Source organism: Chryseobacterium sp. P1-3, assembly GCF_000738495.1.
In the GTDB taxonomy this organism is placed as follows: domain Bacteria; phylum Bacteroidota; class Bacteroidia; order Flavobacteriales; family Weeksellaceae; genus Chryseobacterium; species Chryseobacterium gallinarum.
Genome location: NZ_JPEQ01000012.1, coordinates 81136 through 103725 on the forward strand (window position 1 = coordinate 81136; position 22590 = coordinate 103725).

General features: G+C 38.1%; 23 protein-coding genes and 3 pseudogenes. 11 read left to right on the forward strand and 15 right to left on the reverse strand.

Annotation, left to right across the window (positions count from 1 at the left end; all coding sequences use genetic code 11):
- Nucleotides 1-20: 20 nt before the first annotated feature.
- From HX13_RS16615 to HX13_RS26440, 7 genes and pseudogenes are all read right to left on the reverse strand, one after another.
- A complete protein-coding gene (locus HX13_RS16615; protein WP_050022004.1) occupies nt 21-233 on the reverse strand; it encodes a hypothetical protein in 213 nt (70 codons plus the stop codon).
- A gap of 9 nt (nt 234-242) precedes the next feature.
- Nucleotides 243-1064 (reverse strand): hypothetical protein, encoded by an 822-nt coding sequence (locus tag HX13_RS16620; protein ID WP_050022005.1) that lies wholly within the window; start codon nt 1062-1064, stop codon nt 243-245.
- A gap of 135 nt (nt 1065-1199) precedes the next feature.
- Nucleotides 1200-1655, reverse strand: a complete 456-nt coding sequence (locus HX13_RS16625) for an Hsp20/alpha crystallin family protein (protein ID WP_050022049.1) — start codon at nt 1653-1655, stop codon at nt 1200-1202.
- A gap of 153 nt (nt 1656-1808) precedes the next feature.
- Nucleotides 1809-1940 (reverse strand): annotated as a pseudogene (locus HX13_RS22175) (PRTRC system protein C); the annotation flags it as partial.
- 3 nt (nt 1941-1943) lie between these two features.
- Nucleotides 1944-2495 (reverse strand): PRTRC system protein E, encoded by a 552-nt coding sequence (locus HX13_RS16630; RefSeq protein ID WP_050022006.1) that lies wholly within the window; start codon nt 2493-2495, stop codon nt 1944-1946.
- Nucleotides 2496-2746: 251 nt separating this feature from the next.
- Nucleotides 2747-3013 (reverse strand): helix-turn-helix domain-containing protein, encoded by a 267-nt coding sequence (locus HX13_RS16635; protein ID WP_050022007.1) that lies wholly within the window; start codon nt 3011-3013, stop codon nt 2747-2749.
- Between the two features lie 221 nt (nt 3014-3234).
- On the reverse strand, nt 3235-3723 hold the full coding sequence (locus HX13_RS26440) for an RteC domain-containing protein (RefSeq protein ID WP_157837458.1): 489 nt from the start codon (nt 3721-3723) through the stop codon (nt 3235-3237).
- A gap of 57 nt (nt 3724-3780) precedes the next feature.
- Between HX13_RS26440 and HX13_RS16645 the strand changes: the two genes are divergently transcribed.
- From HX13_RS16645 to HX13_RS16690, 11 genes are all read left to right on the forward strand, one after another.
- Nucleotides 3781-5844, forward strand: a complete 2064-nt coding sequence (locus HX13_RS16645) for an RHS repeat-associated core domain-containing protein (RefSeq protein ID WP_050022009.1) — start codon at nt 3781-3783, stop codon at nt 5842-5844.
- Nucleotides 5845-5853: 9 nt separating this feature from the next.
- A complete protein-coding gene (locus tag HX13_RS16650) occupies nt 5854-6294 on the forward strand; it encodes a hypothetical protein (protein WP_050022010.1) in 441 nt (146 codons plus the stop codon).
- Between the two features lie 537 nt (nt 6295-6831).
- On the forward strand, nt 6832-7437 hold the full coding sequence (locus tag HX13_RS16655) for a hypothetical protein (RefSeq protein ID WP_050022012.1): 606 nt from the start codon (nt 6832-6834) through the stop codon (nt 7435-7437).
- 300 nt (nt 7438-7737) lie between these two features.
- Nucleotides 7738-7929 carry a DUF3606 domain-containing protein gene (locus tag HX13_RS16660; protein WP_050022013.1) on the forward strand — a complete coding sequence of 64 codons (192 nt, stop codon included), beginning with the start codon at nt 7738-7740 and terminating at the stop codon, nt 7927-7929.
- A 45-nt stretch (nt 7930-7974) separates the two neighbouring features.
- Nucleotides 7975-10674: a DNA ligase D gene (gene ligD / locus HX13_RS16665; RefSeq protein ID WP_050022014.1), complete on the forward strand. Its 2700-nt coding sequence runs from the start codon at nt 7975-7977 to the stop codon at nt 10672-10674.
- Nucleotides 10675-10717: 43 nt separating this feature from the next.
- Nucleotides 10718-10903 carry a hypothetical protein gene (locus tag HX13_RS16670; protein WP_050022015.1) on the forward strand — a complete coding sequence of 62 codons (186 nt, stop codon included), beginning with the start codon at nt 10718-10720 and terminating at the stop codon, nt 10901-10903.
- Nucleotides 10904-11271: 368 nt separating this feature from the next.
- Complete coding sequence (locus tag HX13_RS16675) at nt 11272-11535, forward strand: hypothetical protein (protein WP_050022016.1); 264 nt, start codon at nt 11272-11274, stop codon at nt 11533-11535.
- Nucleotides 11523-11972 (forward strand): hypothetical protein, encoded by a 450-nt coding sequence (locus HX13_RS24630; RefSeq protein WP_238555435.1) that lies wholly within the window; start codon nt 11523-11525, stop codon nt 11970-11972. Before HX13_RS16675 ends, HX13_RS24630 begins: the two co-directional genes overlap by 13 nt.
- Nucleotides 11973-11994: 22 nt before the next feature.
- Entirely contained in the window at nt 11995-12264 is a 270-nt protein-coding gene (locus HX13_RS24635; protein ID WP_238555436.1) for a hypothetical protein, read from the forward strand.
- Nucleotides 12265-12886: 622 nt separating this feature from the next.
- Nucleotides 12887-14356: a hypothetical protein gene (locus HX13_RS16685; RefSeq protein WP_050022017.1), complete on the forward strand. Its 1470-nt coding sequence runs from the start codon at nt 12887-12889 to the stop codon at nt 14354-14356.
- Nucleotides 14281-15234: an HAD-IC family P-type ATPase gene (locus HX13_RS16690; protein WP_050022018.1), complete on the forward strand. Its 954-nt coding sequence runs from the start codon at nt 14281-14283 to the stop codon at nt 15232-15234. Before HX13_RS16685 ends, HX13_RS16690 begins: the two co-directional genes overlap by 76 nt.
- Before the next feature lie 291 nt (nt 15235-15525).
- Here the strand turns inward: HX13_RS16690 and HX13_RS16695 are convergent, their stop codons facing one another.
- The 8 genes and pseudogenes from HX13_RS16695 to HX13_RS16730 all read right to left on the reverse strand — a co-directional run bounded on the left by HX13_RS16695 (nt 15526) and on the right by HX13_RS16730 (nt 22496).
- Entirely contained in the window at nt 15526-15873 is a 348-nt protein-coding gene (locus tag HX13_RS16695; protein WP_050022019.1) for a hypothetical protein, read from the reverse strand.
- 40 nt (nt 15874-15913) lie between these two features.
- Complete coding sequence (locus tag HX13_RS16700; RefSeq protein WP_050022020.1) at nt 15914-16483, reverse strand: MlaD family protein; 570 nt, start codon at nt 16481-16483, stop codon at nt 15914-15916.
- A gap of 2 nt (nt 16484-16485) precedes the next feature.
- Nucleotides 16486-17247 carry an ABC transporter ATP-binding protein gene (locus HX13_RS16705; RefSeq protein WP_050022021.1) on the reverse strand — a complete coding sequence of 254 codons (762 nt, stop codon included), beginning with the start codon at nt 17245-17247 and terminating at the stop codon, nt 16486-16488.
- A gap of 6 nt (nt 17248-17253) precedes the next feature.
- Nucleotides 17254-18025 (reverse strand): annotated as a pseudogene (locus tag HX13_RS16710) (MlaE family ABC transporter permease).
- Nucleotides 18026-18098: 73 nt separating this feature from the next.
- Nucleotides 18099-18995, reverse strand: coding sequence for a 3-hydroxyacyl-CoA dehydrogenase (locus HX13_RS16715; RefSeq protein WP_050022022.1), 897 nt, complete (start codon nt 18993-18995; stop codon nt 18099-18101).
- Between the two features lie 13 nt (nt 18996-19008).
- A pseudogene (locus HX13_RS16720) lies at nt 19009-20603 on the reverse strand (oleate hydratase).
- Between the two features lie 119 nt (nt 20604-20722).
- On the reverse strand, nt 20723-21415 hold the full coding sequence (locus HX13_RS26110) for an oleate hydratase (RefSeq protein ID WP_202962927.1): 693 nt from the start codon (nt 21413-21415) through the stop codon (nt 20723-20725).
- Entirely contained in the window at nt 21297-22496 is a 1200-nt protein-coding gene (locus HX13_RS16730) for an oleate hydratase (protein ID WP_202962928.1), read from the reverse strand. The genes HX13_RS26110 and HX13_RS16730 overlap by 119 nt, the downstream gene beginning before the upstream one ends.
- Between the last annotated feature and the right edge of the window lie 94 nt (nt 22497-22590).

Genomic DNA, 22590 nt, shown 5'->3' on the forward strand with positions numbered 1-22590 from the left:
TGTAAGTAAAAGGTCAGAAACTACTTTTTCAGGTGAAGTGATTTATCGCTTTTTTCTGAAAAGTAGATAATCGCACCAATGATCGGTAAACCGAACTGCAACCAGATATAATTGTTTCTTTGTCTTTTTGAAAGATTTTTGTTTTTAAGAATATCTCTGATTGTAACAACGTTTAATACCGCAAATACTGCAAATGCAATAATTAAATAAGTTGGATCTTCAAAAAGCATCATATATATATTTTAAGATATTGACGAAATGATTGCACACGATACGGTTACTGACGCACCGCATGATCCCCACCAAGGTAACCCCATTGCTTCATACGAATTACAGATTGCTGTAGATGTAGAATTTTGCTTGATGGCTCTTACAATACAGCTATAGCATTCTCCAAAGGAAATATTTCCATTGCCATTGCTGTCACATAAATGTCTTGAAGTTAAATTAGCACTTTTAGCTGGATTTGCAAGGTATGCATATTTTTCCCTAAGCTCATCAGAAAGCCCATCTCCTTCAACATTAGTATAATACCCCTTATCAATATCCATTTTGGTATGCATAAAGTTGTCATAATTCAGATCATACAGTTTGATACTGCCGGTTTGCCTATTCATATCATAGGATGATAAATCAGCATAATTCAACGCATATTTATCTTTGTTCGGAAGGAACGGTGTGTCTTTAAGATTAAGAATTTCCAACTTGCCTTCCAATTTACCATTTCGCAAAAGAGAAACCACAAAAAAATCATACGTCTTGCCATCGACTTCATATTGCTTATAAAGTATAGTGTTAAGATCCATATCACCAAGACCATTAATATAGTCTTTGTGGTTTTGATAGGTTTGTGAACTTAAAAAATTATCGAAAGCCGGGTCTTTGGAATTAACATAAGAGAAGCCGTCCGTTTCTTCAGATGTTCTGGCTACAGTTTTAGAATTTTCATTAGAGATTTTTACTGCATCATCCCCGTTCATACTGTTGAAACTATCGTTGTTACAAGAATAAATGATAGCAGCAAATAAAAATGCAAAAAAAGTGAATAAGCTTAATTTTTTCATAATAGTTGATTTTAGTTTAGTAATGACAATAATTTAAATTTTACTTAATGTTAAAAGATTAAATTTTCTCAATTCAAAATCAAAAATTATATGAGCTGGCTTGATTATAAAAGCCAACTGCAAAAACTGAACTGATTATTGAACTTCTATAAGTTTAGGAGCTTGTTTTTTTGCTTCCTCTTTCTTTGGCACAGTGAGTTTCAGAACACCATTATCATATTTAGCTTCAATATGTTCATCATCGACTTCGTCTTTGGGAAGCTCAAAACATCGGCTAAAAGATTGATAACTAAACTCTCTGCGAGTATAATTGCTGTTGTTCTCTTCTTTCTGATCTTTTTTTGAAGAAGAAATAGTAAGAAGATTACCTTCCAGGCTAATTTGGAAATCTTGTTTTTCCAAACCCGGTGCGGCGACTTCCACCATAAAATTTTCTGGATTCTCCATAATGTTCACTGATGGGAGAGTCGTCCGTGTGGAAGAAAAATTATTATTGCCCCAATTAAATAGTTCGCGACTGAAAAAGTCATCGAACAGTGTACGTGGATTTGCAGGGAGCAAACTGCCATTGTTTCTTTTTTCGATTGACATAACAAACGTTTTTTTGGTTAAACAATAAAATTTAAAGAACACAACAATCATTTTTCAAACGATATACCAGAATCTTATCAGTGAAAAAATGTCACAATCTGAAAAGAAAAAATGTCACTAACGATAGTAAAGTTGTCAAATTACCTAAAAGAAAATCTGACATTTATTGGCGTAGAAATTCATCACAGTTTCTACACTCCATTTCGGGTCTGGGTCGGTCAATTTAACTTCCAGCCCATTATCTTTCAATATGAAGATTCTTTCTAATAGTGTTGCTAGTAACATACATTATGGATTTGAAGATTGGACATTCTCATTGGTGTTTGCACTAAAAAGACTTGGTGCAAAATGACGTGCATATTCATCCTGTTTTTTGCTAATTATTTCAGCAAATTCGGAATATGCAGATGCTTTAGGGGGGGCTGACCAGGCTTCTTTGTATTTGCCTTCTTTTTCCAATTCTTCTGCTCTCTGGAAAGCATCTTTGTATTTTTTTTCTTTTGCTTCCTTTTGTTTTTTCTCCTTGTCCGCCTTGTCTTTTTCCATCACGGATTTCTTTTGGGCTTCTTCGAGGCTTTTCATAAACGCTTCCATATTGACCATTAAACCGGAAGCGGTCTGTAATGGTGTTGAGATTTTTTCAAAAAAACCGTTGTCAAGTTCTTCTGCCATACCGTTCAGGTTGAATGGCAGAATAAGATTTTTCGCTTTGTCACCACATCGTTCGTTGTTGAGTAGTACAGTCAGTACAAAACCGCTACCTTCTGCTTGTCGGAAAATTAATTTTAAATCTCCCACCAGATTTAATTTGGCTAACTGTCTAAAAAAATTAGTCTGCATATCTATTTTGTTTAGTGATTTATTTTACAAGTTCAAAAAGTGGTATTTCGGAAGTCCAAAATTCTTCGCCAGTATGTTTGCCATACACCTGATAATAGCCATAGCCGTTCTTTACTAATTGGACTGTATGGGAAGTCAACCTATTTTCAGGTACGGATAATTTTTCAATAGTTTCCTCGTCAATCTCTATAAATGACCAATCTCTTCCATCAAGTAATGCGGATGAATCAGCACAAAATTCGTTATCATCCTTAATGGCTGGTAACCTGTTCGAGTAGTTTTTGAATGTCTTTGTAGCTGTAAAACAGAGAGCCCCCTATCTTGCTATATGTTAAAGTACCATTAATTCGTAGAGTTTGTAAGGTACCGGACGATATATTCAGTACTTTTCTTACCTCAGAGCTGCGAAGCCATTGTTTTTGTATAGGCATGCTATTTTCCAGCAAGTGCTTAATCTCTTCCAACAGTTCTTTTTTCAACTGCTTAAGGTCTTCTTTGGTTACAATAGATATTTCCATAGTTCGAATTTTAATCACTTGACAAAATTTGCAAATCAGAAAAGAAATCTTTCGGTAGTTTTTCGTTACTACCGAAAGATTTCTTTGTAGCCATTTGTAGGACAGGCTTTTGTTATAATGGAAAATCAGAAATAGCTTTATAGGCTTAATAATTGATCTGCTTTAAGCATTTGTTTGCTATTTTTTCACAGTATGAGAAAAATTTTAAAGGTTTTTCACCATTAAATATCCAGATCATCAAGAAAATGTTTCAAATTCTTGTCTAGTAAAGATAGAAATTTAGTTCTTTCTCCTTTTCGTAACCGAATTTCACTTAAAGTTTTATGGTAATTACCTAAGTTAATGTTCAATGAACTCTCTGCCCACCTAAATATTTCCGAGAGATCTGACTGACCGCCGTTAAAACACTTCGTTTGATAAAGCGCATATAGCAATTCAATCAAGGCAACTTTAGGAGCTGTCCATTCTAGTTTCCTGACTTGACTTATGGATGATCTGTCGTTTTTATCTTTTGTATTCACCTTGTCCATTAAATATTGATCTAAGAGGTCATTAGCAATAATTTGTGCAACGATATGGTCGTGTGATGTGCAGAACTCCTTAATGAAGTAGTATACTATGAATATGATCTCGGTGGAAATCTGAAAAAGATAGCTAACGAAGCAAACTACGAGTACGTAAAATCCATTAAATATGATAAGTATGAGCAACGTACAAGTATTGCTTTTGGAAACTACACTTCGTCCACATTTGAATATGATTCAAAAATGAGAAGGCTGCAGAACCATATATTACAGGATGCTAACGGTTTGAAAATTCTAAATGGTACATATACTTATGATTTTGCTGGAAACATTACGAAAATTGAAAATACCGGTGAGACTACAGATCCAGGATTTGGAGGGGATTATACATTAAATTATGAATACGATACCCTTAATAGACTCCTTAAATCTTCTGGGAATGCACTGCCTCACATAAGAGAAGGACAACCCCCTACACCAATTGTAAGTAATATTACTTCCATGTTTAACACATCATTGTCCTATAATGTTGGTGGTGGTATCGCAACAAAAACACAGTATCATGAGAAGGATGGAGCAGTGCAGCATAGTAATACATATGATAATACATATAGTTACATTTCTGGCACCCACATGGTAGAAAGAATTGTTGATGGTCCTACGGGTGCCGAAGATTATTACAAGTATGATGGAAATGGCAATGCAATCGAACATTCAACGATTCAGACTGGCCCTACAAACTTGTACTGGGATGAGCAGGATAGGTTACGTGCTGTACATACGCCAGAAATCGGTTCTTTTCAGTATTATGTTTATGATGACAAGGGTGAACGTACTATTAAGGCTGATGTTCAAAATGATACAGAGCTGTATCAAAATGGTGAGATGGTAAATAATGGTTCGATTTTCAATAATTTTAAAGTTTATCCTAACCCTTATGTAGTTTATAGCGGCGACGGGATGCTGACCAAACATTATTTTGCAGGTGACCAGCGTATAGCAAGTAGGTTAGTTGACGTGGGTACTACTTTTATAAGTACGACTACCACTAAACAATCAACTTCTGACGGAAATAATAAAGTTGCTGATCCTAAGGAGGCGGCCGATAATGGCTTTAAAAACTTTCTTTCAAAAGCAGGTTACAATGCTGAAGACGTAGAAAAAGAATTTTCAAGAAATACGCTTAATACATTAAACACCAATGATGCAGTTTATTACCTGCATGGAGATCATCTAAGCACTGCCACATTTGTTACCAACGAAGTTGGTGAAGCAACGCAATTCTTCTTAAACTTACCATTTGGTGAAACTATGGTTGAGCAGCAGGAGCCAACATCCTATGTAAATCCTTATAAGTTTAATGCAAAAGAGCTTGACAACGAAACTGGTCTTTATTATTATGGTGCAAGATACTATGATCCTAGAACAAGCATCTGGTACGGTGTTGATCCGTTGGCAATCTACAATCCTGTAATGGAAACTCAGTTTTATGGAGACGGACAGCACAATGGAGGGATCTACAATTATGGTAATTTAAATCCTTACGTTTATTGCTATCAGAATCCGATAGTGTTTATTGATCCAAATGGGAAACAAAGCTATTTTATGAATAGTAGAGGTTTTTACATCGATGGTGACTCAAGTTGGGGACAATATGCGGGCAGTGTGAAACCTAATGATGATTATCATGAACTGACAAGGATTAATGGCAATTTATATCATAAAAATACAGATAATTGGGTCGGAAGAAATGTAAACCGCCTATTTGGAACTGGATTCGATGAAAAGCTTCGCTACGATGTTGATCACGAAATTGATATGGGTACATTGCAGGAGTTCGGAGCAATGGTAGTGACAGGGATGGCTTTAGGAAAAGTAGGTGGCGTTGCGGGCGCACTACTCAAAAAGGCTGGCGGAAGTCTTTGGGGAATGGCCCCATTAGAAAGAGGTTTTGTTTATGAAACCATATTAGGATTGAAAGGTGCTTTTAAGTCAAGTAATTTCCCAGTAATCGATGCTTTTGCCGATGGAGTTGCTACAAGTATAAAAACATTGGATTTGGCTGCGAAATCCTATGCAAAAAATAACCAGGTTTTTAACACACTGAAAGGATATATTAATAAATTAGCAAACTTTAAAGGTGCAGAATGGGGAGGCGAAGCTGTAGAAGGATCAGCAATTAAGAGCCGTGTTCTAGAAGTTGGGGTTCCTGAGGGAGCTACTTCATCGCAAATCGAGCAAATTAACAAGGCTATTAAATACGGAAAGGATAATGGTGTTAAAGTAAATGTTAGAGTTGTTAAATAATACTGAGTTATGAAAGTATGTAAAGTTTATAAGAAAAAGAAGGAATATAAGATAGTAACTGGTTATCAGGTAGATGTTGGTCGCTATGTTTACAGCAGTCCAGTATTTATATTGCCGATTCTAGCAAGTCTGGATGAAGTAAGTGACTGTCTTTTCAGGTCATTAAAGGAAAGTAGAGAAATAACTTATGAGGAATATAACACGGGGTTTTCCCCTAAGGAGCTGTTAAAAGAGATGAAAGAATCATCTTTTCCAAAATTGTATAAGGACTCTACAAGTTGCATGGTATATCTAAAAGGTGATATTATAGAAATTGTTCCCTATAGGCGCGAGCCGCCGGAACAAGGGTTATTTCCAGTTACTTCAGAAATGGTAACTATTCCATACACGAACGATAATGAACTGGCCATTACTGATGAAATCTTGAAGGTTGTTAGTGCTGAATATTAACTTTTATTGGTTTGAACTTTATGAATTTTGAAATTAAGAAAGATAATAATCAAGGTCATACGGTTATTTAAAATGGGAAAAAATGTTCAACCCGATACAGATGAAGAGAGCAAGTAGCTTTTAGCAAGAAAAAATTGTGGAACTTTTGTACATTTTGATAAAGAAACCTTTAAAGAGTCTATCGAGCAGTTTTTAGAAAAGAAGGCTTACTATAATGATACTCACCACCTACCAGGTGGTGGTTTATTAGGATATGTACTAAGTCCTGTGAAACAGTTGAAAAAAGTTTTACTAAAGGTTACATTTGCTATTATATTCGTAACCACGAGTTAGAAACATATCTGAAAACGCATTGCGACTCTTATAGAGTTATTCTTGTTCCTTTTTGCATTGTTTCCTGCTACTTGGGCCTAGCAGCAAGTTTATTGTGTTATTTTTATGTATAGGCACAATATAATGGAACAGCGCTTTGCAGGACCGGTAGATTTAGTCATATAGGTAAACTAATAGGAGTATCAGAAATTAAAGTAAAATACTATGAATAGTAAAGATAGAGCTACAATAATCAAAAACTTATATTTTCCTGAAAATTTCATAAAAAAGGGACCGCTTGCCTATAAAATGGTTAAAAAAGATGACCTTTGTTATCTTGTTGGCTTTTTTGTAGATAATTCTATTGATAAAGATAGTTTTTATGTGCAGTATTTTGTTCAACCTTTATTTATTGAATTTACAACCTTTGTTTTTACACTAGGGCAAAGAGTCGGGGGAATTTGGAATAAAAATAATATTTCAGATTTACAAATAAGTTTAGAACCATTTTTTTTAAAAGCGCCAAATAGTGTTCCTGATATTATCAGCTATATAAATAGCAATTTTAAAAATCTGGATAATTTATTCAAATACCAAAGTCTATCTTATAGCTATATTCTCATTCATGAAAATGAAGCAGCTATAAAAGAACTAAAAAAGGTTCCGTTTAAGGAACTTAAAAATGGTCCAATGTGGAAACAAAAAGAACTAGAACGAATAGAGCAGGTTTTGGACTTACTTCAAAAAAATGAGTTTCATCAACTTAAAGAAATTTTTGGACTATGGCAACAAGCAACTTTAGATGCGATTAAATTATCAAAGTCAGACTAATAAATTGTCAGTTTATCATTGATCTTATTGCAGTTTTATCTATGTGGCAATAAGCTTTATTAAATTGGTTTTTAGTATCCCTAAAGAATTTAGCCACCATTTATTCAAGTGGTGGTTTTTTCACTTTGGATTCTCGGCGTTGGATGATGGCGCTGTAATATCATCGAGGTTATCGCAGGTGCTCAGAATTATTTTAATTAACAAGAAAAAACCTGCATATGAATTTTGTCATGAGACTGTGACGGCTTAGTATTTGCATTTTTCTGATTACCAAAATATTAATTATTAAAACATCAGATCATGGCAGACAACAAATCAAAAAAAGGGAAATCCGACAGAAATAAAGTAAGCGGATCAGAAAATTATGAAATCCAGTATTTTAAAGATAAGTTGGGCGTAAGCTCTCAGGCTGTTACCGGGGCGATACGTGCCACGGGGTCAAACGACAGAAAGGTGCTGACTGAATATCTGCAGAAAAGACACGGCAAATAAAGCTTCCGGCCTCCAGTATTCAACTAACCTACTAATATTACAGCTATGGGACTTTCTAAATATCGCGAGAAGCGCTCTGAGGAGAAGACCCCGGAGCCTTTTGGTGGAAAACCAAGTGGAACTGAATTACGTTTTGTGGTCCAGAAGCATGATGCTTCCCATCTGCATTATGATTTCCGTCTGGAGATGGATGGCGTGCTCAAAAGCTGGGCGATACCGAAGGGGCCTTCGATGGATCCAGGTGTCAAACGCCTGGCGATGATGGTCGAAGACCATCCCTGTGATTACCGGAGTTTTGAAGGAGTGATCCCGAAAGGCCAATATGGCGGCGGTACCGTGATCGTCTGGGACGAAGGAACCTACGAACCGGCAGAAGGGGTGTTCAAGGATATAGCCAAACAGGAAAAAGAACTCCTGCACCAGCTTTATTCGGGCAAACTTAAATTCAGGCTCAATGGGCAAAAACTTAAAGGAGAATTTGCGCTGGTGAAGGCTCATGGCAGAGGCGATAACGGCTGGCTTCTGATGAAGCTTGATGATAAATACGCCAGTGAAAAGGACATTACGAAAAAAGACAAATCCGTGATCTCGGGTAAAACCATACCGCAGATGGAAAAGTCTCCCGATAAAATATACGGTGAAAATATCATCAAGAAAGACAGCACCGTCAAAGATAAACGTTCAACAAAAAAGAAAGCAGCAGAACTGATCAATGACCAGCTGGAAGCTGTTCCAACAGATACTCCACAAAAGAGATCCAACATACAGCCACTGCTAAAGAATGCGCCGAAGCAAAGGTTTTATACCCATATTGAGCCGATGCTGGCAACGCTGGTCGATAAACCTTTTGACGATGAAGGATGGGTTTATGAAGTCAAATGGGACGGGTACAGAGCAGTCGCTTTTATGAATAATGGCGAAGTGGAACTGAAATCCCGTAACGATAAAAGCTTCAATGAAAAATTCTATCCGATATACGATGCACTGAAAGCGCTTAAGCTAGACGCCATACTTGATGGGGAAGTGGTAGTATTGGGAGAAAGTGGTACAGCCAATTTCGGCTCCCTTCAGAACTGGCGGAGTGAAGCAGACGGCGATCTGGTCTACTATGTTTTTGACATTCTTTGGTATAACAGACAGGATCTCAAGGAACTCAGCTTGCTGGAACGAAAGGCAATTTTAAATGAAATCCTTCCAAAAAGTAACAGCATCCTGGTCAGTGAACATTTTGAAACTTCCGGCATACATTTTCTGGAAGAAGCGAAAAAACTGGGACTTGAAGGAATTATGGCCAAGCGCAAGGACAGCATATACCATGTGCATAACCGGTCAAAAGCCTGGTTAAAGATCAAAGCCAACAAACGGCAGGAAGTTGTGATCGGAGGATATACGCTCAACGATGATTCCAGTAAATTATTCAGCAGTCTTCTGGTAGGCGTTTATGAAGGGAAGAAACTGATCTATACCGGTAAGGTAGGTACAGGTTTCAACGATAAGACGCAGAAGGAAATGATGGAACTCTTCAGACCGCTTGTCATTGCTAAAGCCCCTTTCTCCGAGGAACCGGACGTTAATAAACCCTCGCGCTTCCGGCCGAATCCACCCCATGCCACGGTCACCTGGCTTAAACCCGAGCTTGTCTGTGAAGTAAGCTTTACAGAGCTGACCAGTGACGGGATCATGCGGCATCCTTCTTTTGACGGGATGCGAGAGGATAAAAGCGCCAAGAAAGTTGTCCTGGAAGAGGAAGCACCGACAGAAACTATGGTTGACGAAGGGGTGGACCGCATCGTTACGCCACGTGCAAAAGGGCAGCGGAAAACCCTGTTAAATCCAAAAGATAAAACACAGGTCAGAAAGATAAACAGGCATGAATTAAAGTTCACCAATCTTGACAAAGTATTCTGGCCCAAGGAAGGCATCACGAAAAGGGACCTCATCAATTACTATTACCAGGCTGCTCCTTTTATATTGCCATACCTAAAAGACCGTCCGCAGAGCATGAACCGTTTTCCCAATGGAATCGAAGGAGAAGGGTTTTACTTCAAGAATGTGACCGATACGGCACCGGATTGGGCGGAAACCTACCTTTACCATAGCGATGCAGATGATAAAGACCGCCACTATCTTGTGGGCAAGGATGAAGCGACATTGCTGTATATGGCGAATCTCGGCTGTATTGAAATGAACCCGTGGAGCAGTACGGTTAAAAAACCGGAACATCCATCGTTCTGTATTATTGATCTTGACCCCGATCAAAATTCATTCGATCAGGTCATTGAAGCGGCACAGGTCACCAAAAGTATTCTTGATGATATGGAGATACCCTGTTACTGCAAATCCAGCGGTTCAACAGGACTACACATCTATATTCCGCTTGGTGGAAAATATACGTATGAGCAGTCCAAGGAATTCGCCCGTGTGATCGTTACGCTGGTCCATAAGGAGCTTCCGAAATTTACGAGCATTGAACGGGCTATCAAAGACCGTAAAGGCAAAATGTATCTGGATTTTCTACAGAACAGGCTCCACGCCACCATTGCCGCTGCGTACTCTGTCCGACCGAAGCCCGGAGCTACCGTTTCTATGCCTCTACATTGGGATGAAGTGAAGCAAGGTTTAAAAATAAGCGATTTTCATATTTTGAACGCTATCGAAAGAATGCAGAGTGAAGGGGATATTTTTAAGCCGGTACTGGGAAAAGGCATCGATTTAAAGGAGATCGTTAATAAGTATTATCAATAAGATTTCTTGTTCAAGCATTTACTAACCCAAAAAATAAACAGTTATGAACGTTAAAAGAATTTTCGGAACCATCCTTACTGTTCTAGGAATAATTGGTTTAATATACACGGGGTATGAGCTTATCAATAAAAGCCAGGCTTATACTAGCTTAGGTGTCGTTGGTGTTCTAGGCTTATTATTCTTTTTTGCCGGTATTGGCTTGGTAAAGAATACGAAAGATGAGGCTTAATTGCTAAAGGTCAGTAGAAGACTTAGATGATGAATGAAAACCCATTGGGAATTGCTGCCGGAGTGTTAACTTCCATATCGATGTGCCAATTTTGTACTACTTTAATTATGCAAACTACCATTAATAAACAATTCTTTAGATTCTGAACGGTATATACGTTACCATTTAAAATAAAGGACATAGGTCACTTTATATGATGAAGTCTATAGTTGTAGGATCAACATCAGAAAAATAAATAACGCTGGACAATAGCAATTTCAACCCTATTTATTTTTTTGAGTTCAAAATCTTTTTAGAATTTAAAATATAAAATATTCAAACATTAAATGGGGAATATTTTTTGTATTTTAGCAATTAAATAGGTAACAATGAGCAAAAGTAGAAGTAACTTAAGACGTAATATGCGAATTGCTCGTAAAACGAGTGTAAGAAATCAACTTGCATATTTTGCTAGAACAGCATCACACAATGCTAAAAGATCTTCCATTGCTTTAGATATTCCTTTCGAAATCATTAAGGACGGAAATATTTACAGATTCAAAAATGGAGAAATGATTAGGTTGGGTACTTTCCAAAAAATAAAAGCTGATAAAGTTGGACTTTCTAAAGGAAGTAAAATATGTCTAAAATAAAAAGATTGAGAATTTTTGCTGGACCTAATGGTTCAGGAAAATCTACTTTATTTGAAACTTTTCAGCGAAATTACAAACCTGGAATTTTTATTAATTCTGACGTTGTAGAAAAAGAAATCCTTGAAAAAGGATTTCTTGATTTATTACCATATGGTCTTGACCTTACTCAAAATGACCTCCTGAATTTCTATCAGACTGAAAATGCAAAGACTCTTCTAGAAAAATCTCAAAAATCAGGACATAAGATTGATATAGAAATAAAAGAAAATATCATTGTAGATAAATCTCGAGATGCTCATAGTTACGAAGCAGCTTTAATTACTACTTTTATAAGAGAAAATCTTCTTAAAAAAGGTATTTCCTATTCTTTTGAAACTGTAATGAGTCACTCTTCAAAACTCGATGAAATTATAGAAGCAAAAAAAAAAAGGTTATAAAGTCTATTTATACTTCGTGTGTTTGGATAAAGCTACCTTGAATGTTTCAAGAGTTAATGACAGAGTTCAAAAAGGCGGACACAAGGTAGATCCAGATAAAATAGTAACAAGATATAAAAATACTCTTCAAAATCTTTATCCGGCTTTAAAGCTTGTGGATCGTGCTTATTTATTTGACAACTCAGATGAAATGCTTATGATCGCTGAGACTGACAGTGGGGAGCTAACGATTAATATTGATGAATCAAATTTCCCAAACTGGTTTATTGAATATATAATAAACAAAGCTTGATCAAATGATTTTAAAGATTAATATTCTACCATCATAGAAAAAGTACTACTCTGTACATACGGCTTATAAATCATTTATAAATATATTTTTTTTGTAAGTTTCAATTCGTTCTTTTTAAGTGTTTATAGTCCGTGTTTATTGGAGGACATTTTTTGTTCATTTTATTACGATCAGTAGCGATATCTACAGTTTACACTTCGTTCATATTCATAAAACTACTTGCAATGTAACATGAAAGCAGCTGAGTTTAGGTGTGTTTTTTTAGAATTTTTAAAAAATACTTCACTTTATAGTGAGTTATTTAAAAAATATATACATTTGCAAAACGATAGGCATTAAATATCTGATGTTGTAGTTTTTAAAATGTAGGAAAAAGGTATTGCTTCTCCATTTTTAAAAAAACTACGTAATGATGATTTCTCAAACGATTATTCAAACAAATGAATTCCATATGGAATTCACCTTTCCCAATATTTTTCGAATTGCTTGCAGGGAGATACTGTTAGGCAGCATTAAAATCTTACAAAACAATAAAATACGAACGCAAAAGTGATTCGATATTATCTGTTTAGTCTCTACCTGTTTAAAATTTTTAAAGTATAACCAAAAAGAAAACTCAATTATGAAAAAGATTTATACCACGCTACTGGTGCTAGGATCTGCTGTAATTTTTTCGCAGAAGGTCGCTTGGCAAAAGAATATTGAATCAGATACCCAGGATTTCCTTTCCGGTTTGGCGGTTACGGTAGACGGCCAGTATCTGGTTTCCGGATCATCCATTCAAAACAATCAAAGTTTAACAGGCAACAATCAAAACAAAGGTTACGATTATCATATTCTTAAACTTGATCAGCAAGGTCAAAAAGTTTGGGAGAAATATTTTTCAGGTAATCAGCACGACTATCTCAGTTCCACTGTCTCTACTCGTGAGGGGGGATTCCTTTTAGTAGGGACTTCGTATTCTTCTTTAGCGTTGGATAAGAAAGACAGATCCAACGGTTCATCCGATATCTGGATTATCAAGATTGATGAAAATGGAGAGGAAGAATGGCAGAAAACCATCGGCACAAGATACAGTGAAGAAGCCAGAACCGTTACCCAGACCACTGATGAAGGATTTGTTGTTGCAGGCTCAACCAATCATCCCAAATTAGGATATGGTTCTAAGGATGTTTTTGTCACTAAATTGGATAAAACAGGTAATATTATCAGTCAGCTTATTTTGGGCGGCAAAGGCCTGGATGAAGTTGAAAAAGTGATTCCTACGAAAGACGGCGGTGCTCTTTTAGGTATTTACTCCAGAAGCAATATTTACGAAGGTCCATCAAAATCAAGGATCAATTCTAAAGATCTGAATACATCACTAACACAAAACAGTAATTCTGAATCTTCCTCAAAAAATCCAACCAATACTGCTGAATCGAATTCAAATAAACAAAATTCAGAATCCTATGATATTAATTTCTATGGAAAATCTTTTGGCAATTATGGTGAAGGGGACTATTGGATCGTAAAGCTGGACAAGAATGGCAATGTACAATGGGAGAAGAACTTTGGAGGCAGTGAAGATGATCATATCCGGACAATGGCTTTAACCGATTCAGGTTACATCATTGGAGGAGAAAGTAGATCTCAAACTTCAGGTAATAAAAGAGCGAAGTTGGAGGAAGGCACAGACCTTTGGGTATTGTCATTGGATGGAGATGGAAATGAACAGTGGCAGCAGTCCTATAACTTCAATAACAGGGATGTATTGATGTCCATAAACACTATCAAAGAAACCACAAGTAAAAATCAGGAAACAACAAAAGGGTTTTTAATTGGTGGATTTACACAGTCAGAAGGCAAGGTTGAGAAGAATGATGAGACGTTTTGGATGTTGTACATCGATAAGAATGGTAAAGAGGTTTGGAGGAAGTATGTTGAAGGCAAGGATAAGAAGAAGGAAGAACGATTGACAAGTGCTATCCTGAACAGGGACGGTTCCTATATTTTGGCAGGGACGAGTGCAGAGGAATGTCACAAAGTGAACTGGAACTTCATATCAATGAATATAAAGTATTTGCAAGAGTTTCTCCCGAACAAAAAGTAAACATCATAAAGGCTTTTAAGGCCAATGGAAATATTGTTTCGATGACCGGAGACGGAGTCAATGATGCGCCGTCACTCAATGTCGCCGATATTGGAGTAGCAATGGGAATACAAGGGACAGATGTGGCCAAGAATGCCGCCGATATGATTTTGGCAGATGATAATTTTTCAACGATCATCAGTGCTATCGAGCAGGGACGGAATATTTATAAAAACATCAAAAAATCAGTTATTTTTCTGCTTTCCTGTAACGTAGGAGAAGTGATTGCGATGTTTGTTTCCATTATAGCAGGACTTCCCGTTCCGCTAATTGCTACGCAGCTTTTGTGGATCAATTTAATTACAGATACACTGCCTGCCGTGGCTTTGGGGATGGATCCGGGAGATAAAGACGTGATGAAAGAAAAACCCCGGACACGCAACGAAAATTTCTTTTCTCACGGATCAGGAAGAAGAGTGGTAACGGCAGGGATTCTCATTGGTGTTCTTACTATCGCAGCTTTTCTGTTAGGCTATTATACCAAAGGTTATAGCCCCTTTGCGAACAGCATTCCGGAAAATGTACACGAATACACACGCACATTGGCTTTTTTGACACTCATCCTTTCCCAGCTGTTTTATTCTTTTAGCTTCCGGCACGAATTTAAATCTATTTTCAAGGTTGGATTTTTTTCTAATCAATATCTGCTCGGGTCTGTTATATTGGGTTTAGGATTACAAGTACTCGTCATATATACGCCTTTTCTGAGACAGGCTTTTAAGCTGCAGATGATAGGAATGGATGAGTGGCTGGTGGTTTTGGCACTCGGAGTGTTACCTCTTTTAGCAAATGAAGTAGTTAAGTTTTTTACAAGGAGAAAATTCTTACGCGCAAACTAAAGTCCGGATAACTGATAGGACTAATGGAAGAAGCAGTATTTCTTCTTCGGAAATTATTCAGCCTCGTATGAATCATTGAGTAAAAAGATGGGCTTACACCACTTCATCAATTAAAAACGATAAAAAAACGCTCTTACGGGCGGAACACTTGGCTTCTATAGATTTCTGTACAAATAATGCTCCCTAAGAATCGTGAGAGGCTTCAGGGAGCATTATTTGTAATTTAGGATTTTATTAAAAGACATTTACAATTGAAATATGGTTATAAAAAAGATCAAATGGATACTCGTATTATTTGTTCTGTTTTTCTTTTTTTTCTTGTTTGCGATAATAGCCTCTGAACAGGAAATTGTGCTTCAGGGCTTCCATGTTTTGGTTGAAGCCTTCGGTTCCTTTCTTCACATTATCTAAGCTCGTGTTTATTTTTCCTGTCAAAACAGAATCCTTCAATAGTGCATTTATCGGTCCTTTACCATTGTTAAGTGTCTCGCTGAAATCTTGAATATTTTCGGTAATTGCAGTTAAATTCTTGCTGGCATTATCAATATTATTGAAGCTATGACGGATTTGATTTTCAAAATCTTTGTCAGCAAGCAGGAGCCCTGCTGCACCCTTGCCTTGTTTGGCGGCCGATATCATATCATTTAATTGTGAGGTTGCGGTTTCTATGTTTGCAGTGCTATGGTAGATTTTTTTCCATAGACATCTTTAAATTCTTTGAAGACTCTTTATCATCAATTAGATTCAATATCTCGCTATCATTAATCCGTAATGCTGTTTTTTTGAGCAATCCTGAAATATCCATAATATTCTGATTAGACTTGGATAAAGTATTTAGCATTTCATCGATACCTGCTTTTTTCTGAACCTTGAGATAATCACCATCTTTTGCCTGGAGTCCTTTTTGCTCTGAAGGTACAATATTCACTATAGAATTACCTATGACTCCCTCTGTTCCGATGTAAACCGTTGCATTATTATCAACATGCCTGGCTACTTCTTTGTCGATAAGCATTGTCACTTCGATAGTGCTTGAGTTAAGGAGGATAGATTTCACTGTACCGGCCTGAAGTCCGGCAAAGAGTACATTGCTTCCTTCCTTGAGTCCTTGGGCATTTTCAAATTTTGCCTTGAGTGTAAATTTTCTTGTAAAGATAGAGCTGCCTTTGCTGACATAGAAAAGGGCGGCCATGAGCAACGCAAATCCTGCAATTACAAATATTCCTAGTTTAATATTATTTTCCTTCATATTTATTCAAAAAACTGTTTTATATTCGAATCAGTTGATGTCTCAAATTCGCTATAGGTACCTTGTGCATAGCATTTTCCGTCCAGCAGTAAAGCAACCCGGTCTGCCGTCTTTCTTACGCAGTTCATATCGTGAGAAATAATGATTGAAGAGGTATGGTATTTTTTCTGCAAACTTATAATCAAATCGTCTATTTCTCTTGCAGTAATTGGGTCAAGCCCTGTGGTAGGCTCATCATAGAGTATAATCTCAGGCTTTAGGATCATCGTCCTGGCCAATGCGATTCTTTTGAGCATCCCTCCCGACAATTCTGAAGGCATCATATCCATGGTATGTGAAAGATTTACATTTTCCAATGCTTCTTTTACATTGACATCTATCTGTGCCTGTGTTAGTTTGAACCAGCGCCTGCGCAACGGAAATTCTAAATTTTCACGAATGGTCATAGAGTCGTAAATTGCATTACCCTGGAAGAGAAAGCCTATTTTTGAACGGATCTTATCCAAAGCTTCATAACTTAGTTTGGTAATATCCTCGCCTGCGACTATTATTCTTCCTTTTTCAGGTTTAAGGAGTCCTATGATGCATTTTATCAGGACTGATTTTCCGGAACCTGATTTTCCCAACACCACTACGTTTTCCTCTCTTCCTACGGTGAGACTGAAATCATCCAAGATTATATTATTACCAAAACTTTTATAAAGGTGCTCAATAATAATACTGGGATCTTTTTGTTTCAATTCCTTTTTACTCGTTATCTCCATAATTTATTAATTAAAACCGAGCATTCCGGTGATCTGCACAGCTAACAGATCGATTAAAAAAATCAAAACTGAAGAGAGAACAACAGCAGAATTAGCCGCATTACCCACACCCCTGGTTCCTTTTTCTGCGGTATATCCTTTATAGGATCCGACAATTCCTACTGCAAAGCCAAAGAAAAAGGTCTTTATAAAACGCCGGGATAATATCACTGAAGTCCAAAGAATTAAATACCTGGGTGAAAAATAATGTCAAACTGGTAGTTGAGTTGATGTTTACTCCTATCCAGGCTCCCAGTAAAGAAATACCGTCAGCCAGTATTATCAAAATTGGAAGCATGAAGGTAGTTGCCAAAACTCGGGTGGCCACAAGGTACCTAAAAGGGTTGGCACCGCTGACCTCCATTGCGTCTATTTGTTCTGTTACCTTCATAGAACCGATTTCCGCACCTATGCTGCTTGATATTTTCCCGGCAAAGATCAATGCTGCTATCACGGGGCCAATTTCCCGTATAATAGCAATGCCCACCATAGCGGGCAATTGCGATTCTACTCCATAGCTTACCAAAGATGGCCTAAGCTGCATAGTCAATACCAGACCAATAATAAACCCTGTGAGTGACAGCAAACCCAATGACCTATATCCTATTATATAACATTGGGTCAGAAACTCCTTTATCTCATAGGGAGGACTTATACCTAAAGATAAATAACGACCAGTAAAGTGAGCAATGTTCCCGGTTTCTGATAAAAAATTCTTTATAGTATTTGTAATTGCCATATTTGCAGGTCTATTAATTCGAATTAAAACATAAATCCATTTATTGAATGTTAAAATCTAACTGAGCATTTAATTACTTCAAAAAGTCTTTGTCCTTATAAGCCGGATCAGGATATGTATAAAATCCTTCGCCGGTTGCAACCCCCAGTTTACCCTTGTCGATGAAATTTTCTTTCAGGTATTCCACCACTTTTTGCTTAACGGGGTCTTTTGTAGCTTCAGCTGCCATTTTGTTGATGTTGTAAGCAGTAGTAACCCCAACTACATCCAATATCCCAAACGGTCCCACCGGTGCTCCGGTAGCCACCATCCAGGTTTTGTCTATGGTTTCCACGTCTGCGATACCATTTACCAACAATCCCAGACCAGCTCCTAATAAAGGTACCAATAGGGAATTGACAATATACCCCGGCTGCTCTTTATGAATAGCCAACGGTACCATCCCAATCTCTTTTGCGAATGCGAGAAGGCTTTCAAAAACCTCATCCGAAGTGCCCGGGTGCCTCATCACTTCTCCGGTATTGTGTTTCCAGATTTCATTCGCAAAATGCAGGGCAACAAATTTTTCCGGTCTTCCAGTAAACTCGGCAAATTGACTTGGCAAGAGTGTAGACGAGTTGGTCGCAAAGACCGTTTTTTCAGGTGCTACCTTAGCTAGTTCCTGGTAGAAGTCAATTTTAATCTGCGGATTTTCCGTTACTGCTTCTATCAACAGGTCGGCATCCTTTACTGCTTCCGCCAAATCCGAATGGTAAGACAACCGGCTTTTGGTAGCATCTAATTGTTCCTGCGTAGCCCCTAAATCTTTTTTAAAGGCTTCGCTCAGGATTTGGAACTTAGTTTTTGCTTTTTCCAAAACTTCATCATTAATGTCGTACATGGTTACATTGAATCCGTGAAATGCGGTTTGAAAAGCAATCTGATATCCTAATACGCCACTTCCGGCGACTGTTACATTTTTAAAATTCATAATCTTTTTGTTTTTATGATCTGTACGAAGTATGAATGGCTTTGGCCAATACATCAGGTCGTTTCCAGTATTCGGTTACAGGTGCTACTTTTTTGTCCAATCCAAGCAATGTATATACGGCTGACCTTGCCGCGCGAACGGAATACTCTTCGGTAAACACCATATCTTCCGGTATTTCCACAAACTGGCTGATCAGGGCGAGATTGGTAGAACCTTCAGGTACCACGGCAGGGCGATCGGTCTTGGCTCTTGGCTGGAAAAGGGCATCGATATAAGGCATCATACAAGGGATAACGTTGATGACGCTTTCCTTGATTTTGGCTTCGTGCTGCTCAAAATGCAGGTGGTGAATTAATTCAGTGAGCAATTCTTCGCCTGTACAGTCTATCATCGGTTTTTTGACAAAATCGCCGATAGCATCAGGGTATAATCCATAACCCCAAAGTATGGTGGTATCATCACCTTGTGCCTTGAAATGCGGTTGTGCCGCCACAACGATGGACATCCGCCACGAAGAGTCCTTGAAAGTCATCAGGGCTCCGCTTCCTGGTTTATTTCCGGAATATTCCTCAATGAGCTTCAGCATCTTGTTGCCCTTAAAGGTTGGCGTGAAAGAATACCATTTGGTTTCGTCCGGTTTGGTAAAGAACGGATCGGGATTGCCCAATCTTCCCGGTTTCTTATCTGCTATTTTGCGCCATAAGGCAAAACTTGGCGGATTGCCGGGTAAATATCTGGCAGGCGTTTTATAATCGCCATTGTTGGAATTATCGGTGATACATCCATTCGTAAAGAAGACCAAATCATCTTCGTTTACGGCAATTATTTCCGTATTTCCTTCAGCATTGACACATTCTACTTCAGAAACGGTGATGTTATCGTTGTCCTTAAAATGAAGGTCTGTAACCGTTTTACGAAGTGAAAAGTCCACATTGTATTTATCCAGGTATTTTTTGATGGGTAAAATGACCGATTCATATTGGTTATAGGGCGTTCTGGTCACGCCTTCCAATGTATTTATACGGGAAAATTCCAACAGCATCCTTTTCATATAGCGTTGAAATTCGAAGATGCTGCTCCATTCCTGCCAGGCGAAGGTGGTCTGCCACATATACCAGAAATTGGTGGTGAAGAAATGGTCATCGAACCAATCGCGGATCGTTACATTATCCAGTTCATCTTCATCGGTAAAAAACAGCTTTACCATTTTCATACGATCCTTGGTATCGAACTGCATATCGGTAACGGGCAATCTATTACCGTCCTTATCAATCAGACGGGCTTGGGCATTCGTAGGATTGGCGTGGTCAAAAGCCAATATTTCATCCTTTACGGAAATATTGGGAACTTCCAGAGAGGGAATTCGGCTGGTAAGTCCCAGAAATTCTCGTAAGTTTCTTCGTTTAGCATCCTTCCGCCACGGCAGATGAAGCCTTTTTCCTTGCTGCCTGCCCCATCGTTGCTTCCACCCAAAATGGGCAAGGCTTCTATAATGTGGATGTTTTCTCCTTTGAATCCACCGTCTTCCAATAGATAAACGGCTCCTGCCAGGCTGGCTAATCCGCCTCCGACGAAATAGGCGTGTTTTTCTGAATTGTTTGTGCTCATATTTTGAAGAATTTTAGATCAACAACAAGTATTTCCTAGTTGTATTTTATAATTATATAAAAATTGAAAACCGGCAGCCGGTTGAAAAATTATTGTATTCGGTTGCCGGAATTGGTTGGTTACAAAAGCTTTGCTTCACGCAATATTTCTTCAGCGTATGTTCCTTCAATTTTTTTAAGCCCGTATTTTTCTACAATGGATAAAAGCCAAGGAAGATCCAGTTCTTTGAGGTTCTTTTTATCATTCAGAAAATAAATGGATTCTAATAGAACCCTGATGTCGAAAGAGGAAGCAAAAACTTCAGGAACGCCCCGGTCTACCTCTAACAACGTATAAACCGCTTCCATTGCTGTACGTACGGAATATTCTGTCGTAAATACCGTATCTTTTTCAGTCTCAGCAAAATTGCCGATAAACGCGAGGTTGACCGAACCTTCCGGAACGACCAAAGGACGGTCGCCCAATGCACGAGGCATAAAATAAGAAGTAATATAGGGCATACGACAAGGGATGGTATTAGCCGAATTTTGGGCAATAGCTGCGATTTCACTTTCGGGAACACCGATATGATATAGTAACTCCTCGCATAATTCGGCTCCGGAACATTCGGTTATTTTTTTCTTGACATAATCACCGGGCTTATCGGAGAACAATCCATATACCCAAACAATCACCTCATTGTCTCTCTGTTTTTTAAAGTGGGGCTGGCGGCTGATAGAAAAACCATATAACCAACTGGAATCTTTGATGGTTACAGGCCCGCTGGTTACAATACTGCCACTCTTCGGGTCTTTTTTTCGTGATTTTTTCAATATAAGGCAATACTTTATCGTCCGTCAACGTAATGGTTCCGGAAATGACCCAGTTGGCTTCTGGAATATTTTCGCAGAATTTCTCTGGTTTTCCGAAACTGGCATCTTGTAGTGCCAGCTTTTTCCAAAGCTTCCAGCTGCCACCGATATCTGACGTTACGGGAGCCGGCGTATTGTTATCGCCATAAGTGGTGCTTTCCGTGATGGAGCCATTCGTTACAAATATCAAATCATTTTCTGTTAATTGGATTTGCTTTTCTTGACCGTCCTGAATCAATTCTATACGCTGTGCTACTTTCTTATGGTCTTTTGTATCAACTATAATATTTTGAACCTGGGTATTGTATTGAAAATCAACCCCCTGCTCTTTAAGATAATTGACAAGCGGTAGAATCAACGACTCATACTGGTTGTACTTGGTAAAACGAAGCGAAGACATATCGGCAATTTTGCCTACGTGAGGTATGAAACGCAACACATAGCGGCGCATCTCCAATGCACTGGCCCAGGGTTCAAAAGCGAACATCGTTGCCCAGTATAACCAAAAGTTGGAATTGAAGAAATCTTCGGTGAATACCTGGTCTATCTGCAAATCCTGCAATTTTTCTTCGGGAATCAAAACCAGTTTTATTAATTCCTGTATGGCTTTTGGTGTCAAGGTAAGCAGTCCATCGGTAGAGAGACGTTCTCCTTTATGGACGATCACCCTTGTATGAGAGAAGGAAGGGTCTTCTTTGTTCAGCCAGTAAAATTCGTCCAGTACAGATGCTCCTTCGGTATCAAGGGAAGGGATACTGCGAAAAAGATCCCACAAGGTTTCGAAATGGACTTCCATCTCTCGGCCGCCGCGAATGATATATCCCTTTTGTTCATCCAGGATACCGTCCATACTGCCGCCTGGAAGTGCCAGTTCTTCTAAAATATGAATCTTACTGCCGTTCATCTGCCCGTCGCGGATCATAAAAGCCGCAGCAGAAAGAGATGCCAATCCTGAACCAATCAGATACGCTGATTTTTGGTCTACATTTGCGGGTTTTTTGGGATTTGCAAATGCTTCATAATTTCCATTGCTGTAATACATAATTTCCTTTTTAAGAATGTTTTTGTTATGCTAATAGAAAACGTTTTTGAAATCTATTCTTACATACTTGTTCTTTAACAAAGTTACGTATATA

Excerpts from the sequence above, each read along its gene's own strand:
- HX13_RS16730 (WP_202962928.1), bottom strand. The coding sequence starts at position 22,496 with ATGTATTACAGCAATGGAAATTATGAAGCATTTGCAAATCCCAAAAAA.
- HX13_RS16645 (WP_050022009.1), top strand. The coding sequence starts at position 3,781 with ATGAGAAGGCTGCAGAACCATATATTACAGGATGCTAACGGTTTGAAA.
- HX13_RS16685 (WP_050022017.1), top strand. The coding sequence starts at position 12,887 with ATGAAAAAGATTTATACCACGCTACTGGTGCTAGGATCTGCTGTAATT.
- HX13_RS16635 (WP_050022007.1), bottom strand. The coding sequence starts at position 3,013 with ATGGAAATATCTATTGTAACCAAAGAAGACCTTAAGCAGTTGAAAAAA.
- HX13_RS16690 (WP_050022018.1), top strand. The coding sequence starts at position 14,281 with ATGTCACAAAGTGAACTGGAACTTCATATCAATGAATATAAAGTATTT.
- HX13_RS16660 (WP_050022013.1), top strand. The coding sequence starts at position 7,738 with ATGGCAGACAACAAATCAAAAAAAGGGAAATCCGACAGAAATAAAGTA.
- HX13_RS16705 (WP_050022021.1), bottom strand. The coding sequence starts at position 17,247 with ATGGAGATAACGAGTAAAAAGGAATTGAAACAAAAAGATCCCAGTATT.
- HX13_RS16625 (WP_050022049.1), bottom strand. The coding sequence starts at position 1,655 with ATGTCAATCGAAAAAAGAAACAATGGCAGTTTGCTCCCTGCAAATCCA.
- ligD (WP_050022014.1), top strand. The coding sequence starts at position 7,975 with ATGGGACTTTCTAAATATCGCGAGAAGCGCTCTGAGGAGAAGACCCCG.
- HX13_RS16695 (WP_050022019.1), bottom strand. The coding sequence starts at position 15,873 with ATGATATCGGCCGCCAAACAAGGCAAGGGTGCAGCAGGGCTCCTGCTT.
- HX13_RS16630 (WP_050022006.1), bottom strand. The coding sequence starts at position 2,495 with ATGCAGACTAATTTTTTTAGACAGTTAGCCAAATTAAATCTGGTGGGA.
- HX13_RS24630 (WP_238555435.1), top strand. The coding sequence starts at position 11,523 with ATGTCTAAAATAAAAAGATTGAGAATTTTTGCTGGACCTAATGGTTCA.
- HX13_RS16620 (WP_050022005.1), bottom strand. The coding sequence starts at position 1,064 with ATGAAAAAATTAAGCTTATTCACTTTTTTTGCATTTTTATTTGCTGCT.
- HX13_RS16650 (WP_050022010.1), top strand. The coding sequence starts at position 5,854 with ATGAAAGTATGTAAAGTTTATAAGAAAAAGAAGGAATATAAGATAGTA.
- HX13_RS16715 (WP_050022022.1), bottom strand. The coding sequence starts at position 18,995 with ATGAATTTTAAAAATGTAACAGTCGCCGGAAGTGGCGTATTAGGATAT.
- HX13_RS16675 (WP_050022016.1), top strand. The coding sequence starts at position 11,272 with ATGAGCAAAAGTAGAAGTAACTTAAGACGTAATATGCGAATTGCTCGT.
- HX13_RS16615 (WP_050022004.1), bottom strand. The coding sequence starts at position 233 with ATGATGCTTTTTGAAGATCCAACTTATTTAATTATTGCATTTGCAGTA.
- HX13_RS16670 (WP_050022015.1), top strand. The coding sequence starts at position 10,718 with ATGAACGTTAAAAGAATTTTCGGAACCATCCTTACTGTTCTAGGAATA.
- HX13_RS16700 (WP_050022020.1), bottom strand. The coding sequence starts at position 16,483 with ATGAAGGAAAATAATATTAAACTAGGAATATTTGTAATTGCAGGATTT.
- HX13_RS16655 (WP_050022012.1), top strand. The coding sequence starts at position 6,832 with ATGAATAGTAAAGATAGAGCTACAATAATCAAAAACTTATATTTTCCT.